General features: G+C 69.3%; 17 protein-coding genes. 14 read left to right on the top strand and 3 right to left on the bottom strand.

Going from position 1 to position 21,646, the window contains the following annotated elements:
- The first annotated feature begins 248 nt into the window (after positions 1 to 248).
- Positions 249 to 1,934: a DUF2079 domain-containing protein gene (locus tag ACIA8K_RS01040; RefSeq protein WP_396053578.1), complete on the top strand. Its 1,686-nt coding sequence runs from the start codon at positions 249 to 251 to the stop codon at positions 1,932 to 1,934.
- A gap of 46 nt (positions 1,935 to 1,980) precedes the next feature.
- On the opposite strand, the gene ACIA8K_RS01035 is transcribed toward ACIA8K_RS01040, so the two are convergent.
- The 3 genes from ACIA8K_RS01035 to ACIA8K_RS01025 all read right to left on the bottom strand — a co-directional run bounded on the left by ACIA8K_RS01035 (position 1,981) and on the right by ACIA8K_RS01025 (position 3,407).
- The gene (locus ACIA8K_RS01035; protein WP_396053576.1) at positions 1,981 to 2,406 is read right to left on the bottom strand and encodes a PIN domain nuclease; all 426 of its coding nucleotides are present in this window, start codon (positions 2,404 to 2,406) and stop codon (positions 1,981 to 1,983) included.
- On the bottom strand, positions 2,403 to 2,612 hold the full coding sequence (locus ACIA8K_RS01030; protein ID WP_033340347.1) for a type II toxin-antitoxin system VapB family antitoxin: 210 nt from the start codon (positions 2,610 to 2,612) through the stop codon (positions 2,403 to 2,405). The genes ACIA8K_RS01035 and ACIA8K_RS01030 overlap by 4 nt, the downstream gene beginning before the upstream one ends.
- A 135-nt stretch (positions 2,613 to 2,747) precedes the next feature.
- Positions 2,748 to 3,407, bottom strand: coding sequence for an MBL fold metallo-hydrolase (locus tag ACIA8K_RS01025; protein ID WP_396053574.1), 660 nt, complete (start codon positions 3,405 to 3,407; stop codon positions 2,748 to 2,750).
- 83 nt (positions 3,408 to 3,490) lie between these two features.
- Between ACIA8K_RS01025 and ACIA8K_RS01020 the strand changes: the two genes are divergently transcribed.
- The 13 genes from ACIA8K_RS01020 (at position 3,491) to ACIA8K_RS00960 (ending at position 21,631) form a co-directional block, all read left to right on the top strand.
- The gene (locus ACIA8K_RS01020) at positions 3,491 to 5,281 is read left to right on the top strand and encodes a hypothetical protein (protein ID WP_396053572.1); all 1,791 of its coding nucleotides are present in this window, start codon (positions 3,491 to 3,493) and stop codon (positions 5,279 to 5,281) included.
- Between the two features lie 202 nt (positions 5,282 to 5,483).
- Positions 5,484 to 8,456 carry an excinuclease ABC subunit UvrA gene (gene uvrA / locus ACIA8K_RS01015; RefSeq protein WP_396053570.1) on the top strand — a complete coding sequence of 991 codons (2,973 nt, stop codon included), beginning with the start codon at positions 5,484 to 5,486 and terminating at the stop codon, positions 8,454 to 8,456.
- A 206-nt stretch (positions 8,457 to 8,662) separates the two neighbouring features.
- Positions 8,663 to 9,166: a Rieske (2Fe-2S) protein gene (locus tag ACIA8K_RS01010; RefSeq protein ID WP_396053568.1), complete on the top strand. Its 504-nt coding sequence runs from the start codon at positions 8,663 to 8,665 to the stop codon at positions 9,164 to 9,166.
- A 96-nt stretch (positions 9,167 to 9,262) separates the two neighbouring features.
- The gene (gene uvrC, locus ACIA8K_RS01005) at positions 9,263 to 11,470 is read left to right on the top strand and encodes an excinuclease ABC subunit UvrC (RefSeq protein ID WP_396053566.1); all 2,208 of its coding nucleotides are present in this window, start codon (positions 9,263 to 9,265) and stop codon (positions 11,468 to 11,470) included.
- A gap of 214 nt (positions 11,471 to 11,684) precedes the next feature.
- Positions 11,685 to 12,560: an RNase adapter RapZ gene (gene rapZ / locus ACIA8K_RS01000; protein ID WP_396054452.1), complete on the top strand. Its 876-nt coding sequence runs from the start codon at positions 11,685 to 11,687 to the stop codon at positions 12,558 to 12,560.
- A complete protein-coding gene (yvcK, locus tag ACIA8K_RS00995) occupies positions 12,557 to 13,525 on the top strand; it encodes a uridine diphosphate-N-acetylglucosamine-binding protein YvcK (protein ID WP_396053564.1) in 969 nt (322 codons plus the stop codon). The genes rapZ and yvcK overlap by 4 nt, the downstream gene beginning before the upstream one ends.
- 147 nt (positions 13,526 to 13,672) lie before the next feature.
- On the top strand, positions 13,673 to 14,653 hold the full coding sequence (whiA, locus tag ACIA8K_RS00990; RefSeq protein ID WP_396053562.1) for a DNA-binding protein WhiA: 981 nt from the start codon (positions 13,673 to 13,675) through the stop codon (positions 14,651 to 14,653).
- Between the two features lie 479 nt (positions 14,654 to 15,132).
- A complete protein-coding gene (gene gap, locus ACIA8K_RS00985) occupies positions 15,133 to 16,140 on the top strand; it encodes a type I glyceraldehyde-3-phosphate dehydrogenase (protein ID WP_396053560.1) in 1,008 nt (335 codons plus the stop codon).
- 9 nt (positions 16,141 to 16,149) lie between these two features.
- Entirely contained in the window at positions 16,150 to 17,349 is a 1,200-nt protein-coding gene (locus ACIA8K_RS00980; protein ID WP_396053558.1) for a phosphoglycerate kinase, read from the top strand.
- Between the two features lie 5 nt (positions 17,350 to 17,354).
- Positions 17,355 to 18,146, top strand: coding sequence for a triose-phosphate isomerase (gene tpiA / locus ACIA8K_RS00975; RefSeq protein WP_396053556.1), 792 nt, complete (start codon positions 17,355 to 17,357; stop codon positions 18,144 to 18,146).
- A 119-nt stretch (positions 18,147 to 18,265) separates the two neighbouring features.
- Entirely contained in the window at positions 18,266 to 18,526 is a 261-nt protein-coding gene (gene secG / locus ACIA8K_RS00970) for a preprotein translocase subunit SecG (protein WP_396053554.1), read from the top strand.
- 141 nt (positions 18,527 to 18,667) lie between these two features.
- Positions 18,668 to 19,012, top strand: coding sequence for an RNA polymerase-binding protein RbpA (locus ACIA8K_RS00965; protein ID WP_396053552.1), 345 nt, complete (start codon positions 18,668 to 18,670; stop codon positions 19,010 to 19,012).
- A gap of 534 nt (positions 19,013 to 19,546) precedes the next feature.
- Entirely contained in the window at positions 19,547 to 21,631 is a 2,085-nt protein-coding gene (locus ACIA8K_RS00960) for a hypothetical protein (protein WP_396053550.1), read from the top strand.
- Positions 21,632 to 21,646: the final 15 nt, after the last annotated feature.

The following is a 21,646-nucleotide window of genomic DNA, read 5'->3' as shown; positions in this document are numbered from 1 at the left end:
TTGCGCCGGGCGGGGCAGACTGCGGGTGGCCACCGCCGTCGCCGCCCCGGTGGAACGTGCTCTGACGAGATCGTCCCGCGCGACGTGGACACCGTCTTCTGACTGCTTGTCCGCCGCCTGTCGCGATGAGTGAGGTGTCTTTTGCGTGACCGTTTCGTCGCCGATGTCCTATGCAGGAGGCGCCCGGTTCGTCAATGGACTCTTCTCCCGACGATGCGGTCCTCCGGCATTGGCTAAGATCCGCCTTCGTGTCGAGAGTCCGTGAATTAGCGATCAGAACCGCCTTGTCGCCGTGCACCTGGATCGTGCTCGTAGCGCTCTACATCTTCGGGCGGTGGGCGCGCGCGCAGTTCCTCACCTTCGATGCGGGCGCGTGCGACCTCGGCATCTTCCACCAGGCGGTGCAGGGCTGGGCGTACGGCGGCTGGCCGGACGTGCCGATCAAGGGATATCCGCAGCTCGGCGACCACTTCTCGCCGATCTTCGCGCTGCTCGCGCCGGTCCTGTGGATCTACGATTCCGCGATCGTGCTGGTGTATGCGCAGGTCATCCTGATCTGCCTCTCCGGCATCCCGATCTACCACATCTTCCGCCGCCGGTACGGCATCTGGGTCGGCGCCGGCATGCTCATCGCCTACCTGGGCGCGCACGCGGTGACCGGCACGATCATGTTCCCGGTGCACGAGGTCATGTTCGGCGCGCCGCTGCTCGCCTGGGGCCTGGAGCGCGCGCTCGCCGGTAAGTGGAACCACGCCACCGCGATCTTCATGCTGCTGGTGACAGTGAAGGAGGACGGCGGCCTGTTCTGTGTGATGCTCGGCCTGTTCGCGCTCTTCAACCGCCGCTGGCGGCACGGCGCGTTCCTGATCGCCTGGGGCGTCGTGTGGTTCGTGCTGACGCTGAAGCTGATCATCCCGACCGTCAACCCCGGTGGTTTCACCTACGCGGTCGACTACCAGCAGAGCCTGCACGCGGACGGGATCCTCGAAGGCATCCCATACATGATCACCCACCCGGTGGAGATCATCGGCATCCTGATCGACCACCCGTCCAAGGTCGAGACCTGGATGAAGCTGCTGCTCCCGGTCGGTTTCGCCGCGCTCGCCTCGCCCCTCGCACTGCTCATCGTGCCGATCATGATGAGCCGGATGCTCTCGTCCCGGGACACGCAGTGGGCGTCGAACCTCTACTACGACATGCCGCTCATGCCGGTCCTGTTCGCCGCCGTGGCGGACAGCATCCGCCGGGTCGGCAGCCTGATCGACCGTTTCCGCGGCCTCGGCCCGACCGAGGACCCGGCCAGGGCGCCTCGCACGCCCGCCGAGACGGAGTCGACGGAGGAGCGGGAAGAGGTGCTCGTCGGCGCGGGTTCGGCGGGTACACCCGTACCCCCGCGGGGATCTTCTGGTGGTGACGAGCCGCCGGCGACGCGCGACGACGACGAGAAGAACGACGACGAGAAACCGGCTCCGGTACGGTCCGCCCGGCAGGTCCGCAGCGGGCTGATCCTGGCCGCGGTCGCCGCCGTGGTCTTCCTCGGCTTCACGATCCAGGAGAACCAGGAGAACTGGATTCTCAAGTGGCACGCGGGCCAGGTCGACTTCAAGAACAGCAGCGGCATGATCGACGGCGCGAAGCAGGCGCTCTCTCACGTCCCCGAGGGCGTCGACGTGCGGGCCACCAACAACATGGTGATCCCGCTGCTGCCCACCAACACGGTCACCCTGATCGGCTCCAACGTCGACAAGGGCGACTGGGCCATCCTCGACACCGTCCGCCCCGACTGCCCCATCGGCCCCGACGACATGCCCCTCATCACGGCCCAACTCGACCGGATGGGCTTCCGCACCACCTGGACCGACGGCCGCTTCATCGTCCTCAACCGCACCGCCCCGGCCACCACCGAGATCCGCGGCACCGGCAAGGCCAGCTGACCAGCAGCCCTCCTGGCCGTCGCCGAGTCGGTGGCCAGGAGGGCGGTCAGACGATCGATCCGGGTGACGCCAGCCACGCGGTGGGCTGGCCGGTCACCTTGGCGATCGTTTCGAAGTCATGGTCGTAGTGGACGAGCGTCAGGGACTGCAACTCGGCGGTTGCCGCCAGAAGCAGGTCGACAGGGCCGGCTGAGCGATGAGTGCCGTTATGCGTGAGCAGTTGCTGGACCTCGGCGGCCCGGCCGTAGACACGGTCGGGCACCGCGACCCAGGTGAACGTGGCGTTCAGCAGATTCAACTGCTCCTCGCGATCGGCCTTGGACCGGGCTGTATATAAGAGTTCCAGCTCGGTCAGTGGGCATAGACCGATCACGCCGGCGAAGATTTGCCCCTGCCAGCGCTCCCGGACGACAGGGTCACGGGACAGACGGACGACGGCACTCGTGTCGACGAGGAATTTAGCCGGAGTCATGCCCGGTAGGCGCTCTTATCGAGTAGTTCGTCAAACGCGCCCGCCTCGCCGAGCTCCGCCAGGCGACTGAGCGCCTGAGCCCGCTTGAGCTGTTGCGCGGTCGTTCGGAGCGCCGAGTTCACGGTATCTTTTTTGGTCTTGGTGCCGAGCAGCTCGGACACCTCCGCGAGCGCGACCTCGTCGATGTCGATGAGGACTTTTGCCACGTGAGCCTCCCGTATATCTAGGGCAAGTCCTGAGTATATACGGCGAGGGTCCGCTGCGTCTGATGCCAGTGAGGAGGGAGATGGAGTCGTCCAGCGCCGCGCTACCCACCCAAGGCGATGAGACGACCCGCTGATCTACCAGCCGCGCTCGCGCCACTCCGGAAGAGAGGGGCGCTCGGCGCCGAGCGTCGAGTCGTCGCCGTGGCCCGGGTAGAACCAGGTGTCGTCCGGGAGGCGGTCGAAGAGTTTGGTGGTGACGTCGGTGATGAGGGAGTCGAAGGCGGTCTTGTCGCCGAAGGTGTTGCCGACGCCGCCGGGGAAGAGGGAGTCGCCGGTCCAGAGGTGCGCGGTCCCGGACGGGTCCTGGTAGAGGAGCGCGATCGAGCCGGGCGTGTGGCCGACCAGGTGGATGACCTCCAGGCTGACCTCACCGACAGTGATCGTGTCGCCGTCGACCACGGTACGGCTGACGACCGGCAGTTCCGCGGCGTCGTCGCGGTGGGCGACGGACTCGGCGCGGGTGGCGTCCACGACCTCGGAGAGCGCGCCCCAGTGGTCGCCGTGCCGGTGGGTGGTGACGACGGTGGCCAGGCCGCCGTCGCCGATCAGCGCGAGCAGGTCGGCCGCGTCGTTTGCGGCGTCGATCAGCAGCTGGGCGCCGGTGGCGGTGCAGCGGAGCAGGTAGGCGTTGTTGTCGTATTTCCCGCCGACCGACTTCTTCGTGATGGTCAACGCCGGCAGCGTGCGTACCGCAGGTGCCGACCCCGGTGAGACATGCCCGGAATATGACGTCATGACGCCCCCAACCGCATCGATGATCTACTCAAACCCAGCCTAGCCACAGCAAACGTGGAACGTGGTTCTGGCATGATGCGCGGGTGCGAGTCCTGGAGAGTACGCCCGAGGAGGCGACACCGCAGCCCGCCGACCAGCGCAAGCCCGGCCGAGCCTGGGACGCGATAGCCGCGGTCGTCTATACCGCGCTGGCCGTGCTGGTCACGTCGCGCCTGTGGGCTGATCCGGACGGCCGGGTGCTGCGGGCGAACGAGGATGATCACGGTTTCTTCCTGTTCGTGCTCGCCCACGCGGAGCGCGCAGTCTTCCACGGGGAGAACCTGCTCTTCACGGACCGGCTGAACTTCCCCGACGGCATCAACATGATGGCGAACACGTCGATCCTGGCGCTCGGGGTGCCGATCTCGCCGATCACGCACTGGTTCGGGCCGGGCGTCGCGCTGGTGCTGCTGATCACGATCGGGCTGGGCGGCACGGCCGGGGCCTGGTACTGGGTGCTGAGCCGCCACTTCGTCGACGCGCGGAGCGCCGCGTTCGTCGGCGGACTGTGGGGCGGCTTCGCGCCGACGATGATCTCCCACGCGAACGGGCACATCAACTTCACTGTGCTGATCCTGGTGCCGTTCCTGTTCTGGCGCGTCACCACCCTCCGCGAGAACGGAAGAAGCCTCAGGAACGGCGTCATCCTCGGCCTGGTGGTCACCGTGCAGGCGTTCATCAACGAGGAGATCCTGCTCTTCGTGGCGCTTGCCTGCGCGATCTTCCTGATCGCCTGGGCGCCGGCGGCGTGGCGCGACTTCAGGGCCGCGCTGGTTCCCGGGCTGAAGGGTCTCGGCGTCGCGGTGCTCACCGCCGGCGCGCTCCTGGCGTACCCGCTGATGGTGCAGTTCTCCGGCCGGCAGTACTACCACGGTCTGCCGTTCACGCCGGACGTCTACGTCACAGACCTCGCGTCGTACATCTTCTACGCGCGTCAGTCGATCGCCGGCAGTGAGGCCGTGGCGCAGACGCTGAGCGTGAGCCCGACCGAGGACAACAGCTTCTTCGGCCTGCCGATGGTCGTGGTGCTCGTCGTGTGCACCATCCTGACCTGGCGGAACAAGGCGACCCGGGCGGTGGTGATCACCGGGCTGGTCTTCGTGCTGATCGCTACCGGGCCGACGCTGCGGGCCGGGGGCGTCGACACCGGCGTGCCGATGCCGCTGTTCTTCGTCAGCCACCTGCCGGTGATCAACCTGATCACCACCACCCGCTTCACCATGGCGGTGGTCTGGGCGTGCGCGTTCCTGCTTGCCGCCGCGACCGCCCGGGTGCTGAAGGACAACGAGGGCGGCGGGCGGCGGGTCATCATCTGGTGGGTCACGGTGGCGGTCGCGCTGCTCCCGGTCGCGCCGAAGCCGCTGATCACCGCCTACCCGACCCGGGTGCCGGAGCTGATCATGTCCGGCCAGTGGCGGGAGTTCGTGCCGGAGGGGCGCTCGCTGGTGCCGGTGCCGCTGCCGGAGGTGACTGTCGGCCGCGAGGGCATGCGGATGGCCTCGTTCATCGGCCTGGACGCGCCGGTGCCACGCGGCTACTTCCTCGGCCCGACGGACGGCGAGGAGAACACGACCGGCACGTGGAACGCGCCACTGCGTCCCACCTCGGAAATGTTGTTCAACATCATCCGTTATGGGTACGCACCTGTGGTCACCCCGGTCGATCGGGCTGCCGCGCGGGAAGACCTGAAATACTGGAAGGCCGGCGCGCTTGTGCTCGGGGAGACGCACGCGCGGGCGGACCTGCTCAAGGCGACGGTGACCGACCTGCTGGGCCGGGAGCCGAGGCTTGTCGGCGGCGCCTGGGTCTGGGAGGTGTCGGACCTGCCGGTCTGACCCCGTCCCACGGAAAAATGTCATACCCCTCGGGTACCGTCGCTCCGGCGCTCGCCTGCGTTCTGACCTGCTGTTAGTACCCCGATCGGGGAAGCGGGAGTTCAACCGGGGGGAAGGGCGTTGGAACATCCCGGGCCGTCGACCGGCCGGGTGTGACACAGACCACAGATATGACTTTTTTGAGCTGGGAAGTGGGCGGGCTGTGACCGACCGACTGATCATTCGTGGCGCGCGTGAGCACAATCTCCGTGACGTCTCCCTTGATCTGCCACGCGACGCGATGATCGTCTTCACCGGCCTCTCCGGGTCGGGCAAGTCCAGCCTCGCGTTCGACACGATCTTCGCCGAGGGCCAGCGGCGCTACGTGGAGTCTCTGTCCTCGTACGCGCGGCAGTTTCTCGGCCAGATGGACAAGCCGGACGTCGACTTCATCGAGGGCCTGTCGCCCGCGGTGTCGATCGACCAGAAGTCGACGTCGCGTAACCCGCGCTCGACCGTCGGCACCATCACCGAGGTCTACGACTACCTGCGCCTGCTCTTCGCGCGCGCAGGTGTGCCGCACTGCCCGGTCTGCGGCGAGCTGATCTCCAAGCAGTCTCCGCAGCAGATCGTCGACCGCATCCTCGCGCTCGAGGAGGGCACCCGGTTCATGGTGCTGTCCCCGGTGGTCCGCGGCCGCAAGGGTGAGTACGTCGATCTCTTCGCCGAGCTGCAGTCCAAGGGCTACGCGCGGGCCCGGGTCGACGGCGTGGTCCACCCGCTGACCGAGCCGCCGAAGCTGAAGAAGCAGGAGAAGCACACGATCGAGGTGGTCATCGACCGCCTCAGCGTGAAGGCGAGCGGCAAGCAGCGGCTCACCGACTCGGTCGAGGCCGCGCTCGGTCTCTCCGGCGGCCTGGTGATCTTCGAGTTCGTCGACCGGCCGGAGGACGACCCGGACCGCGAGCGGCTCTTCTCCGAGCACCTCGCCTGCCCGAACGAGCATCCCCTGGCGATCGAGGACCTGGAGCCCCGGGTCTTCTCGTTCAACGCGCCGTACGGCGCCTGCCCGGAGTGCACGGGCCTCGGCACGAAGAAGGAGATCGACCCCGAGCTGGTCATCCCGGACATCGAGCGGACGCTGCGGGACGGCGCGGTGCAGCCGTGGGCCGGCGGCCAGACCCAGGAGTACTTCCTGCGGCTGCTGGAGGCGCTCGGCGAGCAGGAGCACTTCACGCTCGACACGCCGTGGCGCAAGCTGTCCTCGTCCGCGCAGAAGACGATTTTGTTCGGCGCCGAGGACCAGGTGCACGTCAAGTACCGGAACCGGTACGGGCGTGACAGGTCGTACTACACCGGCTTCGAGGGCGTCATGCAGTGGATCGAGCGCCGCCACTCGGACACCGAGTCGGACTGGTCCCGGGAGAAGTACGAGGGCTACATGCGGGACGTGCCGTGCGGCACGTGCAAGGGCACCCGCCTGAAGCCCGAGGTGCTTGCCGTCACGCTCAACGACAAGTCGATCGCCGAGGTCTGCAACCTCTCGATCGGCGAGTGTGCGGACTTCCTCGGCGAGATGCAGCTCAACGACCGGCAGAAGATGATCGCCGAGCGGGTGCTGAAGGAGATCAACGCGCGGCTGCGGTTCCTTGTCGACGTCGGCCTTGACTACCTGTCGCTGGACCGGCCGGCCGGCACGCTCTCCGGCGGCGAGGCGCAGCGCATCCGGCTTGCCACCCAGATCGGCTCCGGCCTGGTCGGCGTGCTCTACGTGCTTGACGAGCCGTCCATCGGCCTGCACCAGCGGGACAACCACCGGCTGATCGAGACGCTGCTCCGGCTGAAGAAGCTGGGCAACACGCTTATCGTCGTCGAGCACGACGAGGACACCATCCGCCAGGCGGACTGGGTGGTCGACATCGGGCCGGGCGCCGGCGAGCACGGCGGCAACGTGGTGCACAGCGGCACCTTCGCCGGCCTGCTGAAGAACAAGGAGTCGGCGACCGGGGCGTACCTGTCCGGCCGGAAGAAGATCCCGACCCCGATGGTCCGCCGCCCGCGTACCGAGCGCGAGCTGGTCGTTCAGGGCGCCCGGGAGAACAATCTGCGCGGCGTGACAGTGCCGTTCCCGCTCGGCCAGCTGATCTCGGTCACCGGCGTCAGCGGTTCCGGCAAGTCCAGCCTGGTCAACGACATTCTCTACAAGGTCCTGGCGAACCAGATCAACGGGGCGAAGCTGGTGCCCGGCCGGCACTCCCGGGTGTCCGGGCTCGACCAGATCGACAAGGTCGTCGGCGTGGACCAGTCGCCGATCGGCCGTACCCCGCGGTCGAACCCGGCGACGTACACAGGCGTCTTCGACAACATCCGCAAGCTGTTCGCGGAGACCACCGAGGCGAAGGTGCGCGGCTACGGCCCCGGCCGCTTCTCGTTCAACGTCAAGGGCGGCCGCTGCGAGAACTGCGCGGGTGACGGCACCATCAAGATCGAGATGAACTTCCTGCCTGACGTCTATGTCCCGTGTGAGGTGTGCAAGGGCGCGCGGTACAACCGCGAGACGCTCGAAGTGCACTACAAGGGCAAGACGATCTCCGAGGTGCTGGAGATGCCGATCGAGGAGGCCGCTACCTTCTTCGAGCCGATCACCTCGATCCACAGGCACATGAAGACGCTTGTCGAGGTGGGTCTCGGCTACGTCCGGCTGGGCCAGCCCGCGCCGACGCTCTCCGGTGGTGAGGCGCAGCGCGTCAAGCTCGCCTCCGAGCTGCAGAAGCGCTCCAACGGCCGCTCGATCTACGTGCTCGACGAGCCGACCACCGGTCTGCACTTCGAAGACATCCGCAAGCTGCTGCTCGTGCTTGAGGGCCTTGTCGAGAAGGGCAACACGGTGATCGTGATCGAGCACAACCTCGACGTGATCAAGTCGTCCGACTGGCTGATCGACATGGGCCCGGAGGGCGGCCACCGCGGCGGGTCCGTGCTGGCCATCGGCACGCCTGAGGAGCTGGCCGAGGTGGCCGAGAGCCACACCGGGCAGTTCCTGCGCCCGATGCTCGGCCTGGAGGGCGAACCGGCCGGTTCGAAGGAAGCCACCGCGCGCGCCGCCAAGGCGAACGGTGAAAAGGTCAACTCGGTGAAACCCGCCGCCGCCACGAAGGCTCGTGCTAGTCGGGCCAAGGCCACGGCGAGTCGATGAACAGGGGCAGGTAAACCTACCCTCAGTCAGCAGACCGTGTCCGGGTTCTTATGTTACCCACAGGTGTGTTCTCTACCGTGAGTAACGGACTTGGGTTGGTTCGGCCGGATCTTTGAACCGGCCGGACCCGCCACCCGTGTCTATGGACGTGGATGCGACCGGCCGTCGACGCCGGCGTACCGCGGGCTAACAGGAGGGTTTACAGCATGAAGAACGAGCAGATGCTCGCGTCCGCCACGTCGCGCCGGACGCTGCTTGCCGGCGTCGGATCCGTGGGTGCGGTCACCGCGCTCGCGGCCTGCGGCACCGAGGCGGACGCGCCGAGCACCAGCTCGGGCGCCGGCGCGACCCCGACCACGGGCGCGCCGGCGACGACCGGGGCCGCGGCGACCAGCGCACCGGCGACCGGCGGTGGCAGCACCGCCGACGCGCTCGCCAAGACCGCGGACATCCCGGTCAACGGCGGCAAGATCTTCGCGGACCAGAAGGTGGTCGTCACCCAGCCGACCGAGGGCACGTTCAAGTGCTTCAGCAACATCTGCACCCACCAGGGCTGCCCGGTGACCAGCGTGGACGGTGGCGCGATCACGTGTAAGTGCCACAACAGCATCTTCTCGATCGAGGACGGCTCGCCGACCTCGGGCCCGGCGAAGAAGGCGCTCGCGCAGAAGCAGATCACCGTCGAGGGCGACTCGATCGTGCTCGGCTAGTTCCGTCTCACGGTGGCCGGGCGCACGGGCGCCCGGCCACTCGTATGCCCGGCCGCAGGGGACTGGTTGTCAGACCCCCGGATTACGCTGGGACCCGTGCCCGACCCGTCGACCTACCGCCCCGCAACCGGGACCATCCCCGAGGCCCCCGGTGTCTACCGGTTCCGTGACCCGACCGGCCGGGTGATCTACGTCGGCAAGGCGAAGAGCCTGCGCAGCCGGCTCAACTCCTACTTCGCCGACACGTTCACACTGCACCCGCGCACGCAGCAGATGGTCACCACCGCCGCGTCCGTCGACTGGGTGACAGTCGGCAGCGAGGTCGAGGCGCTCCAGCTGGAGTTCACCTGGATCAAGCAGTTCGACCCGCGGTTCAACGTGAAGTACCGCGACGACAAGTCGTACCCGTTCCTTGCGGTCACGCTCGACGAGGACTACCCCCGCCTCCAGGTGATGCGCGGCGCCAAGCGCAAGGGCGTGCGCTACTTCGGGCCGTACTCGCATGCGTGGGCCATCCGCGAGACGCTCGACCTGCTGCTCCGCGTCTTCCCGGCCCGCACCTGCTCGGCAGGTGTCTTCAAGCGCGCCGGTCAGGTCGGCCGCCCCTGCCTGCTCGGCTACATCGGCAAGTGCTCCGCGCCCTGCACCGGCCAGGTAAGCATGGATCAGCACCGCGACATCGTCGACGACTTCTGCGACTTCATGGCCGGCAAGACCGACACCATGGTCAAGCGGATCGAGCGCGAGATGATGGCCGCCTCCGACGAGCTGAACTTCGAGCTTGCCGCCCGGCTGCGCGACGACATCGCGGCACTGCGCCGGGCGCTTGAGAAGCAGGCAGTGGTGCTCGGCGACGGCACCGACGCGGACGTGGTGGCGTTCGCCGACGACCCACTCGAAGCCGCCGTCCAGGTCTTCCACGTGCGCGACGGCCGGATCCGGGGCCAGCGCGGCTGGGTCGTGGAGAAGAACGAGGAGCTGTCCCTCGGCGACCTCGTCCACCACTTCTGCACCCAGGTCTACGGCGCGGAGCAGGGCGAGACCGACGTGCCGCGCGAGCTGCTGGTCCCCGCGCTGCCCGACGACGCGGACGCGCTCGCCGACTGGCTCTCCGACAAGCGCGGCAGCCGTGTCCAGCTCCGCATCCCGCAGCGCGGCGACAAGAAGACGCTGATGGAGACCGTGGCCCGCAACGCGGCCGAGTCCCTGACCCGGCACAAGCTGAAGCGGTCCGGCGACCTCACCACCCGCAGCAAGGCGCTTGAGGAGATCGCGGACTCGCTCGGCATGGACACCGCGCCGCTGCGCATCGAGTGCTTCGACGTCTCCCAGATCCAGGGCACCGACGTGGTCGCCAGCATGGTCGTCTTCGAGGACGGCCTGCCCCGCAAGGGCGAGTACCGGCGGTTCATCGTCCGCGGCGACCGGCACGGCGGCGGCATGGACGACCTCTCCGCCATGTCCGAGGTGATGCGCCGCCGCTTCGCCCGGCTCAAGTCCGACAACGCCCGGCCGGAAGACCAGATCAACGACAACGCCGCCACGGTACGACCCGGAGGCCCGACGGCCGGGGCCACAGCACCCGGCGCCGGCGACGTCAGTCCGGCAGGCGAGGCCACATCGACCGACGGCGTCACTCCGAACGACGAGGTCACTCCGGACGGAGAGCTGGCGCCGGTCGAGCTGACCGCGCGCGGCGAGCCGGTGCCCGCCGAGCTGCCCGGCATCGACCCGGCCACGGGCCGGCCGCGGCGCTTCGCGTACCCGCCGAATCTGATCGTGGTCGACGGCGGCGCGCCCCAGGTCGCGGCAGTGGCAGCGGTGATGGCCGAGATGGGCGTCACCGACGTGGCGCTCTGCGGCCTGGCCAAGCGGCTGGAGGAGGTGTGGATGCCGGACGACGAGTTCCCGGTGATCCTGCCGCGCAACTCCGAGGCGCTCTACCTGCTGCAGCGTGTCCGTGACGAGGCGCACCGCTTCGCCATCACCTTTCACCGTCAGCGTCGTTCCAAGCGGATGACGGTCTCCGCGCTCGACGACGTGCCAGGCTTGGGTGAGGTACGCCGGAAGGCGCTGTTGCGCCAGTTCGGCTCGGTGAAGAAGCTGGCAGGCGCCTCTGTGGAGGAGATCGCCGAGGTGCCCGGCATCGGGCCGCGCACGGCCGAGGCCATCCTCACCGCCCTGACGGGTGAAAATCCGGCCGGGTCCGCACCGGCCGGACCGGCGGATGTGCCGGGGAACAGCGCACCCACCGGCGAGGTTGTGGCGGACGCGGGCGCGCGGGCCACCACCGGCGAACTCTAGGATTGGCGGCCGGGCGTCCGGCCCGCACACACTTCGACACTTGAGGGGGATGGTCGTGACCGATCGGCCCGACCGTCACGGCGGAGAACGAGTGGAGGAGGCCGCGACCGATCGGCCCGAACGGCGCGCCGCCGACCGGGCGGCGGGATCGTCCGCGGACCGGACGGTGGAGCCTTCGGCCGACAGGCACGGCGAGCACCGCTCGGAGGCGGAGCTGGAGGGACGCTCCGAGGTCAGTCTCGTCGTCGTCACAGGTGTCTCCGGCGGCGGCCGCAGCACAGTGGCCCGCGCGCTCGAGAACGTCGGCTTCTACGTCGTCGACAACCTGCCGCAGGCGCTCATGGTCGACATGGCGGAGCTGGCGTTCGCCGCCGGCGGCACTGCCACCCGGCACACCGCCATGGTGCTTGACGTGCGCAGCCGCGCGTTCTCCACCGACCTGACCGGCGCGATCCAGGCGCTGCGGGACAAGGGCTTCCACCCGCGGGTGGTGTTCGTGGACGCGGACGACGAGGTGCTGATCAGGCGCTTCGAGAGCGTGCGCCGCTCGCACCCGCTGCAGGGCGACGGCCGGCTCGCGGACGGCATCGCGGCCGAGCGGAAGCTCCTCGAGGAGGCCCGCGACGAGGCCGACGTCATCATCGACACCAGCCACCTGAACGTGAACCAGCTTCGGCGGCGCGTCGAGGAGCTGTTCGGCGGCGAGGACGCGCGGCGGCTGCGGGTGACAGTGCTGTCGTTCGGCTTCAAGTACGGCCTGCCCCCGGACGCGGACTTCGTGCTCGACGCCCGCTTCCTGCCGAACCCGTACTGGGTGCCGGAGCTGCGCGAGTTCACCGGCCGGGACGAGGCGGTCAGCTCGTACGTGCTGGGTCAGGACGGCGCCATCGACTTCGTCGCCTCCTACGCCGGGCTGATCGCGGCCACCGCGTCCGGCTTCGAGCGCGAGGGCAAGCGCTACCTCACGGTCGCTATCGGCTGCACCGGCGGCAAGCACCGCAGCGTGGCAATCACCGAGGAGATGGCCGCCCGGCTCCGCGACGCCCGCCTCTCCGCCAACGCCCAGCACCGCGACCTGGGCCGCGAATGAGCTTGAAGGTAGTCGCATTCGGCGGCGGGCACGGGCTCGGCGCGTCGCTGCGGGCGCTGCGGTCCGTCCGGCCCGAGCTGGACCTGGAGATCACCGCCGTGGTCACGGTCGGCGACAACGGCGGGTCCAGCGGCCGGCTGCGCGCCGAACGGGGCATCCTCCCGCCCGGTGATCTGCGCCAGGCGCTCGCCGCGCTCGCCGCGGAGGACGAGATCTCCGCGCGTACCGCCGCGTTGTTCCAGCACCGGTTCGTCCCGGCCGGGATCGGCGACGAGGACCCGCTCACCGGGCACGCGGTCGGAAACCTGCTGCTCTGCGGCCTGATGGAGCTGTTCGACGACCCGGTCGCCGCGCTCGACCACGCGGCCGGGATGGTCCGCGCGCAGGGCCGGGTGCTGCCGATGTCCACCCACAAGGTCCAGCTTGAGGCGGACGTGCGCGGCGCGGACCCCGACCGGCCGGACGAGGTGAGCACCGTGCACGGCCAGCACGCAGTCGCGGTCACCCGCGGCACCGTGCAGCAGGTCCGGCTCACGCCGAAGGACCCGCCCGCCTGCCCGGAGGCGCTCGCCGCCGTGGCCGAGGCGGACTGGCTGATCTTCGGGCCGGGCAGCTGGTACACGAGTGTCATCCCGCACCTGCTGGTACCGGAGCTGGCCGAGGCCGTGCTGAGCAGCCGGGCCCGCAAGGCGGTGCTGCTCAACCTGGCGGCGGAACAGGAGACACTCAGTCTCTCCGCCGCCGATCATCTGGCCGCGCTCGGCTGGTACCTGCCCGGCCTGCGTGCGGACGTGGTGCTTGCGGATCCCGCGGCCGTCGGTGACCCCGAACCGGTCGCGGGTGCGGCAGAATCGCTTGGGGCCAGGCTGGTGCTGGCGTCCGTCGCGGTGCCGGACGGCAGCCCGCGACATGATCCGGTCACACTGGGCGTCGCGCTGGTGCCGGTGCTGGGAGTCGATCGTTAAGCCATGGGCGAGGCGAGCGGAGATAGTGAGCTTTTGTCAACCTGGCGCATCCGAACCGCCGGGCGACGCCACGTCGTCCGGCCACACAGGTCACGTTGAAGATGGCTCAACACAACTCAAGGATTGCGTGCACGAGGTGACGACGATATGGCGATGACTGCAGCCGTCAAGGACGAGCTGAGCCGCGTGGAAGTGGCGAAGCCGTGCTGCCGGCGGGCCGAGATGACCGCGCTCCTGCGCTTCTCGGGCGGGTTGCACATCGTGTCCGGCCGCGTGGTGGTGGAGGCCGAGCTCGACACGGGCGTGGCCGCGCGCCGCCTCCGGCGGGAGATCGCCGAGGTGTACGGCTACTCGAGCGAGACGCACGTGCTCGCCTCCGGTGGGCTGCGCAAGGGCAGCCACTTCATCGTCCGGGTGGTGAAGGACGGCGAGGCGCTGGCCCGCCAGACCGGGCTGCTCGACGTGCGCGGCTGGCCGGTGCGCGGACTCCCGCACCACGTGATCTCCGGCAACGCCTGCTGCGCGGTCGCGGCCTGGCGGGGCGCGTTCATGGCGCACGGCTCGCTCACCGAGCCCGGGCGCTCCTGCGCGCTGGAGATCACCTGCCCCGGCCCGGAGTCGGCGCTGGCGCTTGTCGGCGCGGCCCGGCGGATCGGGATAACGGCCAAGCAGCGCGAGGTGCGCGGCGTGGACCGGGTCGTGGTCAAGGACGGCGACGCGATCGCCGCGCTGCTGACCAGGATCGGCGCGCACTCAAGCGTGCTCTCCTGGGAGGAGCGGCGGGTGCGTCGCGAGGTCCGGGCCACCGCTAACCGGCTTGCCAACTTCGACGACGCGAACCTGCGAAGGTCCGCCCGCGCGGCGGTCGCGGCGGCGGCACGGGTCACCCGGGCGCTGGAGATCCTCGCCGAGGACGCGCCGAACCATCTGACCTCCGCCGGTCACCTGCGGTTGCAGCACCGGCAGGCGTCGCTTGAGGAGCTGGGCGCGCTCGCCGACCCTCCCCTCACCAAGGACGCGATCGCGGGCCGGATCCGGCGGCTGCTCGCGCTTGCCGACAAGCGCGCCCGCGACCTGGGAATACCGGACACGGAAGCCGCAGTGACCCCGGAGATGCTCAGCTGCTAATTGGTCGTCGCTCCGCTCCTCCGGGCTCGGCGCCACTCCCAGAGAATGCGGGCAGTTCCAGACGAAAGGCGTGTCTGGAGCTGCCCGCATTCTCTGGTCGCCCGCGCCTCACGTGGGCGGTCCGGATGGTGGGCGCACCGGAGAGACTTCATCACCGGGGTGTCGATCGCGGACCGTACCGCTGCGTCGTTTGAGGCTTTTGGGGGCTGGAATGCCCTGGTAAGGGCATGTGTGGTGGGCGCGGGTGGGATCCTTAGCCCCGCCGCAACGGCGCTGCAACAACTCCGATAGTGTTCGCTGCGTACGGCGACGGGGCCGGCAAACCGGTTCAACCCTCGTCGTGGTTCGGTCTCTTGCGCAACCGCGGCAGGGCTTCCCGGTACGACCATTTGGCGGCCGGCTGCGGTAACGGTCGGCACACGTGTCCGCCGGTGACGGGTTAAACCCGCTGGCGGGCCAGATCGCGAGGAGACGGACCTGTGACCATCCGGGTTGGTATCAACGGCTTTGGCCGTATCGGCCGTAACTTCTTCCGGGCGGTGCTCGCGTCCGGTGCCGACGTGCAGATCGTCGGCGTCAACGACCTGACCGACAACAAGTCGCTCGCGCACCTGCTGAAGTACGACAGCATCCTGGGCCGCCTGGGCCACGAGGTCAAGGCGACCGACACCGAGATCACCGTCGGTGGCACCACGTTCCGCGCGTCCGCCGAGCGTGACCCGAGCAAGCTCGCGTGGGACGCCGTCGGCGCCGACATCGTGATCGAGTCGACCGGCTTCTTCACCGACGGCGGCAAGGCCAAGGCGCACATCGAGGCCGGCGCCAAGAAGGTCATCATCTCCGCTCCGGCGAAGAACGAGGACGTCACGGTCGTCATGGGCGTGAACCACGAGACCTACGACCCGGCGAACCACTCGATCATCTCGAACGCGTCCTGCACCACGAACTGCCTCGCGCCGATGGCCAAGGCAATCAACGACGCGATCGGCATCGAGCACGGCCTGATGACCACGATCCACGCGTACACCCAGGACCAGAACCTGCAGGACGGCCCGCACAGCGACCTCCGCCGTGCCCGCGCCGCCGCGCTCAACCTGGTGCCGACCTCGACCGGCGCCGCCAAGGCGATCGGCCTGGTCATGCCGGAGCTCAAGGGCAAGCTGGACGGCTTCGCGGTCCGCGTGCCGATCCCGACCGGTTCCGCCACCGACCTGACCTTCGTCGCGTCGCGCGAGACCACGGTCGAGGAGGTCAACGCCGCTGTCAAGGCCGCGGCCGAGGGTGCGCTCAAGGGCTACCTGAACTACTCCGAGGACCCGATCGTCTCCTCCGACATCGTGACCGACCCGGCCTCCTGCATCTTCGACGCGCCGCTGACCAAGGTCATCGGTGGCACGCAGGTCAAGGTCGTCGGCTGGTACGACAACGAGTGGGGCTACTCCAACCGCCTCGTCGACCTGGTCAAGTACGTCGGCGCCTCCCTCTAAGGGCTATCTGTGAAGACTCTCGACGACCTGCTCGGCGAGGGTGTCTCGGGTCGGCGCGTGCTCGTGCGCGCCGACCTGAACGTCCCGTTCGAGAAGGGTTCCGACCCGCGCGTCATCACCGACGACGGCCGGATCCGTGCGGTGCTGCCGACTCTTGTGGCACTTCGGGACGCCGGCGCTCGCGTCATCGTCATGTCCCACCTCGGCCGCCCGAAGGGCGCGCCGGACCCCGCCTTCACGCTCGCACCTGTCGCGGACCGGCTCCGTGAGCTGCTGGGCTCGGCCGTGGTCTACGCGGAGGACACCGTGGGCCCCAGTGCGGAGACCGCGGTCGCCGCGCTTGAGGACGGCCACGTCGTCCTGCTTGAGAACCTGCGCTTCAACGCGGGCGAGACAAGCAAGGACGATGCCGAGCGTGCGGCCTTCGCGGCGCAGCTGGCCGCGTTCGCCGACGTGTACGTGGGTGACGGCTTCGGCGCCGTGCACCGCAAGCACGCAAGCGTCTACGACGTGCCGGCCCTGCTCCCGCACTACGCCGGTGGCCTGGTCGGCCGCGAGGTCGAGGTGCTGAAGCGGGTCAGTGACGCGCCGGAGCACCCCTACGTGGTGGTGCTCGGCGGCTCGAAGGTCAGCGACAAGCTGGCCGTCATCGAGGCGCTGCTCGGCACTGCGGACAAGCTGCTCATCGGCGGTGGCATGTGCTTCACGTTCCTCAAGGCCCAGGGCCACGAGGTCGGGAAGTCGCTGCTCCAGGACGAGATGGTGGACACCTGCCGCGACCTGCTCGCGCGCGGTGGCGACCGGATCGTGCTCCCGGTGGACGTGGTGGCTGCCACGGCGTTCGCCGCCGACGCTGAGCACGACATCGTTCCCGTCGACGGAATTCCCGCCGACCGCCTGGGCCTGGACATCGGTCCTGAGTCGGTGAAGCTCTTCGCCGACGCGGTGAGCAACGCCAAGACCGTGTTCTGGAACGGGCCGATGGGCGTCTTCGAGCTGGCGCCGTTCGCGGCCGGCACCCGGGGCGTCGCCGAGGCCATCCTCGCTGTCGACGGCTTCACGGTCGTCGGCGGCGGCGACTCGGCCGCGGCCGTGCGCACGCTCGGCCTGGACGAGAACGGCTTCGGCCACATCTCCACGGGTGGCGGCGCCTCCCTGGAGTACCTGGAGGGCAAGACCCTCCCCGGCATCGCCGCTTTGGAGAAGTGAAGTAGATGGCGACCTCGTCGCGTCGGCCGCTGATGGCCGGCAACTGGAAGATGAACCTCAACCACTTCGAGGCGAACCTGCTCGTCCAGAAGCTGGCCGCCGGGCTCACCGAGAAGCAGCTGACCGACGTGGAGACCGTGGTCATCCCGCCGTTCACCGACATCCGCACGGTGCAGACCGCTGTCGACGGTGACAAGCTGCTGATCGGCTACGGCGCGCAGGACGTCTCCGCGCACAAGTCCGGCGCGTACACCGGCGAGATCTCGGGCGCCATGCTCGCGAAGCTCGGCGTCACGTACGTGGTGGTCGGGCACTCGGAGCGTCGCGAGTACCACAACGAGTCGGACGGCCTGGTGAACGCGAAGGCCAAGGCCGCGCTTGCCAACGAGCTGACCCCGATCCTCTGCCTCGGCGAGGGACTCGAGGTCCGGGAGGCCGGCGGGCACATCGCCCACTGCGCCGACCAGCTCGAAGCCGGGCTCGCGGGCTTCTCGGCCGCCGAGGTCGAGAAGATCGTCATCGCGTACGAGCCGGTCTGGGCGATCGGCACCGGCAAGACCGCCACGCCTGATGACGCGCAGGAGGTGTGCGGCGACATCCGCGCCCGCCTGGCGAAGAAGTACGGCCAGGAGACCGCGGACAAGGTGCGCGTGCTCTACGGCGGCTCGGTCAAGGCGAACAACATCGCCTCGATCATGGCCCAGCCGGACGTGGACGGCGCGCTGATCGGCGGCGCCAGCATCGACGCCGAGCAGTTCGTGCAGATTGTCCGTTTCCCGGAGCACGTCGCCCGCTAGGGTTTTTTCGAGGAAGGGGGTCCTTCGGGGCCCCCTTTCCGCGTGCCCCGCGTGACCGCGACTTCGACCGCCCGCTATCCTTGGCTCGGCCACCGTCCGAAGAGAGGAGCGAACCGATAATGCCCATCGGGTTCGCCTACACGTTGATCGTGTTGCTGATTATCACCAGCGCCATCCTGACCATGCTCATCCTGCTCCACCGGGGCAAGGGCGGCGGCATGTCCAGCATGTTCGGCGGCGGCGTCACCTCCAGCCTGGCCGGCTCCTCGGTGGCGGAGAAGAACCTCGACCGCTACACCGTTCTGGTCGGAATCGTATGGTTCGCGTGCATCGTCGGCCTGGGCTTCTGGCTCAAGCTGGCAGTCGACGGTGGTGCCTGAGCATTTCGTAGTCGTACACTCTGCGCTTGGTCCCCGTCCTCGGGACCGGGCGCAGAGTATTTTTTTGGACCAGCGCCGAGCGGGCTGCCGTCGGCGAGGATTCGCAACCACCGATGACCCCCAACGGACAGGAGCGACACCGTGCCGAACGGCAGCGCTATCCGGGGCACCCGCGTGGGTTCCAGCCCCATGCGTCCCACCGAGAGAAGCGAACCAGCCCCGCGCATCCCGGTCAGCTACTGGTGCGGCAACGGCCACACCACGGAGCTGCTGCTCGCGGCGGAAGCCCCGGCGCCCGAGATCTGGGACTGCCCTCGCTGCGGCCAGCCCGCCGGCCGCGACCGCGAGAACCCGCCCGGCCCGGCCCGCCCCGAGCCGTACAAGACCCACCTGGCCTACGTGAAGGAACGCCGCTCCCCTGAGGACGGCGAGGCCATCCTGGCCGAGGCCCTCCGCGCGGTCCGCGCCCGACGCGGCGAGGTCTGACAAGCCTTCAATCCATCGTCCCGCTCACGCCGTGGCCCGGCCTCGCGAGCTCCCGCGGGCCGGCGGACCCGTGGGTGGTCCCGTTCCACCCGAAGAGCGCCTCAGCGGTCTACCACTGAGGCGCTTTTTTCTCGTTCGGGGGTCCGTCAGCCGACGATTGTTACGTGGGAACCAGCCCGCGTCCGGGTGGGGGAGCGGCGCCCGGTCTGCTTCGTCTCGGCTGCACGACCGGGCCGGTGAGTTGCGTTGCCGGACCGTTGGTCACGCAATTGCGAATTCGCGCAATTCCCACATGGACGGACGCATTCACCCGGAACGGATTGGCCGATCGGTGTGCCCTCCCCGCCGATCGGCTGCTCTCCACGTCGACTATGGAATACCGCCACCGCGGGCTTCTAGGCTGTTGCAGAAATCCGGAAGCATGCGACGGAGGGGTTGAGCACGCTGTCCGCAGCCACCCTTGCCGATCTTTCCGGGATTCGGACCTGGTCCGAGTTCTCGCGTTGTCTGAGCCTCATTCACCAAGCCACGGGCATGAGCTGGGGGGACCTCGAAGAAGCCGAGTCGGGGTGGGCGCATCGGGGGCGTGAGCTGGGACGAGGGGTGGTCAGCGACGCGCTGATCGGGACCGGGCCGATCCGGCAGTCGCTGCTGGAGAGCCTGCTTGCGGCGTGGCCGCTCTCCGACGGCATGCGCGGCGAGGTGCGGGCGGCCTGGCACCGGCTGGACGCGCACGTGAGCTCCGGGCCGCCCGGCGCCGGCCGATGCCGCGACGCCGCACCCCGTACCCTCGGCATTCACGCCGCCATCCGGGCGAACGAATCCGTCAGCGAACTGCCCGCCTATGTCGGGCGGGACTTTGACGACCATCTCCGTGCGGTCATCACAAAAGGCGCGGCCGACGGCTGTTTCGTGCTCATGGTCGGCGGCTCCTCCACCGGAAAGACGAGATCACTCTACGAGGCGATTCTCGCGGTGGTGCCGGACTGGTGGCTGCTGCACCCGGCCGACACCGCCGATGTGCTCCGCGCCGCCGAGAACCCGACCGAGAAGACCGTGCTCTGGCTCGACGAGTTGCAGAACTTCTTCGGCGCGGACCCGCCGCTGCACCGCGCGGTCCTGGACGGGCTCCGGCGGGCCGGCACCATTATCGTCGGCACGCTCTGGTCCGAGGAATACCTGCCCCGCACCGCGCTGCGCCGTACCGCCGGCGCGGACAAGTACGCGTCCGACCGGCGCCTGCTCGACACGGCCACGGTGATCGATGTGCATGCCGCGCTCTCCGACCGGGAACGGGAGAAGGCGCTCGCTCTCGCCAGCACGGACAGCCGCATCCGAGAGGCGCTGGAGGCCGGCACGGGGCTGTCCCAGGCGCTCGCCGGCGCGCCCGCTCTGGTCCGGTGGTGGGAACACGCGCCGAACCCGTACGCCCGCGCCGTGATCACCGCCGCGGCCGATGCCCGGCGCCTCGGGGTCGGTGCACCGCTACCGGAGCCGCTGCTCCGCGAGGCGATCGAGGACTATCTCGACCCAGCCGACCTGGCCGCCCCGCCCGGCTCCTGGCTCGGCGAGGCCCTGCCGCACGCCACCACGAAGCTCAAGGGCGGCGTCACCGCGCTAGCGCCGTGGGCACGGCGGCCCGGCGCACCCGAGGGGTACATGATCGCCGACTTCCTCGCCCAGCATATCCGCCGGGTCAGCCGCACCAGCTGCCCTCCGGCCAGCCTCTGGGCCGCGCTGCTCGCCCATGTGACCACACCGGACGACCTGCGCCGGCTCGCGGCCAGCGCGCAGTCCCGCATGCGGTACCGGTACGCCGAGGCCGCACTGCGTCGCCTGCCCGAACGTAACGACCTCACCGCGCTCGACCTCGCCCACCTGCTCACCCGCCAGGACCGGCTGGCCGAGGCGATCGACACCATCGACCGCCGGATGACCATCAGCCTCGCGCCCGAGTTGCGCGACCGGCGGACCGAGCTGCAACGGCTCCAGCGGCGCGCGGATGCGCTCCGGCCGCTGATCCCTACCCAGCCGCGCGCCGCCCACGCACTCGACGAACTGCTTGCCGACTCCGGAGACCTCAGTGACCTGCGGGAACGTGCCGCCGCCGGCGACACGGTCGCGGCCGAAGCACTCGTCGACCGGCTCGTTGACCGCGGCCGACTGGACGAGCTGCGCGAGCACGCCGACCGCGGCCATGGCTACGCGGCCGAGCAACTCGCCGATCTGCTGGCGGCGCACGGCCGAACCGATGAGCTGCGCACCCGAGCTGAACATGGCGACGAAGCCGCGACCCGCCGCTACAACAAGCTGATTGATCGCGACACCACTGGCCCGGACGCGGCCGTCACCCGACAGGTCGACGCGCTCCGCGCCCGGGTCGACGCCGGCGATGAGGACGCGGCCCGCGAACTCACCGCGCTCCTCTTCGAGCTGGGCGAGGCCGACGCGCTGCTGGCCGAGGTGAACGCGGGCACGCCGGGAGCGGTCGACCGCTACCTGGCGCTGCTCACCGCGCGCGAGGAGACGGACCTGGAGACGCTGCACCTGCTGCGCGCCTGGGGCATCGACGAAAGCGGCCGGCCGGTGCCGGCCTCCCCGCCCGGAGGCCCGTGGTGACCCGAGTACCAACGC

It is taken from the genome of Catenuloplanes sp. NPDC051500 (assembly GCF_044454585.1).
Taxonomy (GTDB): Bacteria; Actinomycetota; Actinomycetes; order Mycobacteriales; family Micromonosporaceae; genus Catenuloplanes.
This window is presented reverse-complemented; position numbering and strand designations above follow the sequence as displayed.

Excerpts from the sequence above, each read along its gene's own strand:
- ACIA8K_RS01035 (WP_396053576.1), bottom strand. The coding sequence starts at position 2,406 with ATGACTCCGGCTAAATTCCTCGTCGACACGAGTGCCGTCGTCCGTCTG.
- ACIA8K_RS01025 (WP_396053574.1), bottom strand. The coding sequence starts at position 3,407 with ATGACGTCATATTCCGGGCATGTCTCACCGGGGTCGGCACCTGCGGTA.
- whiA (WP_396053562.1), top strand. The coding sequence starts at position 13,673 with ATGGCGATGACTGCAGCCGTCAAGGACGAGCTGAGCCGCGTGGAAGTG.
- yvcK (WP_396053564.1), top strand. The coding sequence starts at position 12,557 with ATGAGCTTGAAGGTAGTCGCATTCGGCGGCGGGCACGGGCTCGGCGCG.
- tpiA (WP_396053556.1), top strand. The coding sequence starts at position 17,355 with ATGGCGACCTCGTCGCGTCGGCCGCTGATGGCCGGCAACTGGAAGATG.
- ACIA8K_RS01010 (WP_396053568.1), top strand. The coding sequence starts at position 8,663 with ATGAAGAACGAGCAGATGCTCGCGTCCGCCACGTCGCGCCGGACGCTG.
- ACIA8K_RS00960 (WP_396053550.1), top strand. The coding sequence starts at position 19,547 with ATGAGCTGGGGGGACCTCGAAGAAGCCGAGTCGGGGTGGGCGCATCGG.
- secG (WP_396053554.1), top strand. The coding sequence starts at position 18,266 with ATGCCCATCGGGTTCGCCTACACGTTGATCGTGTTGCTGATTATCACC.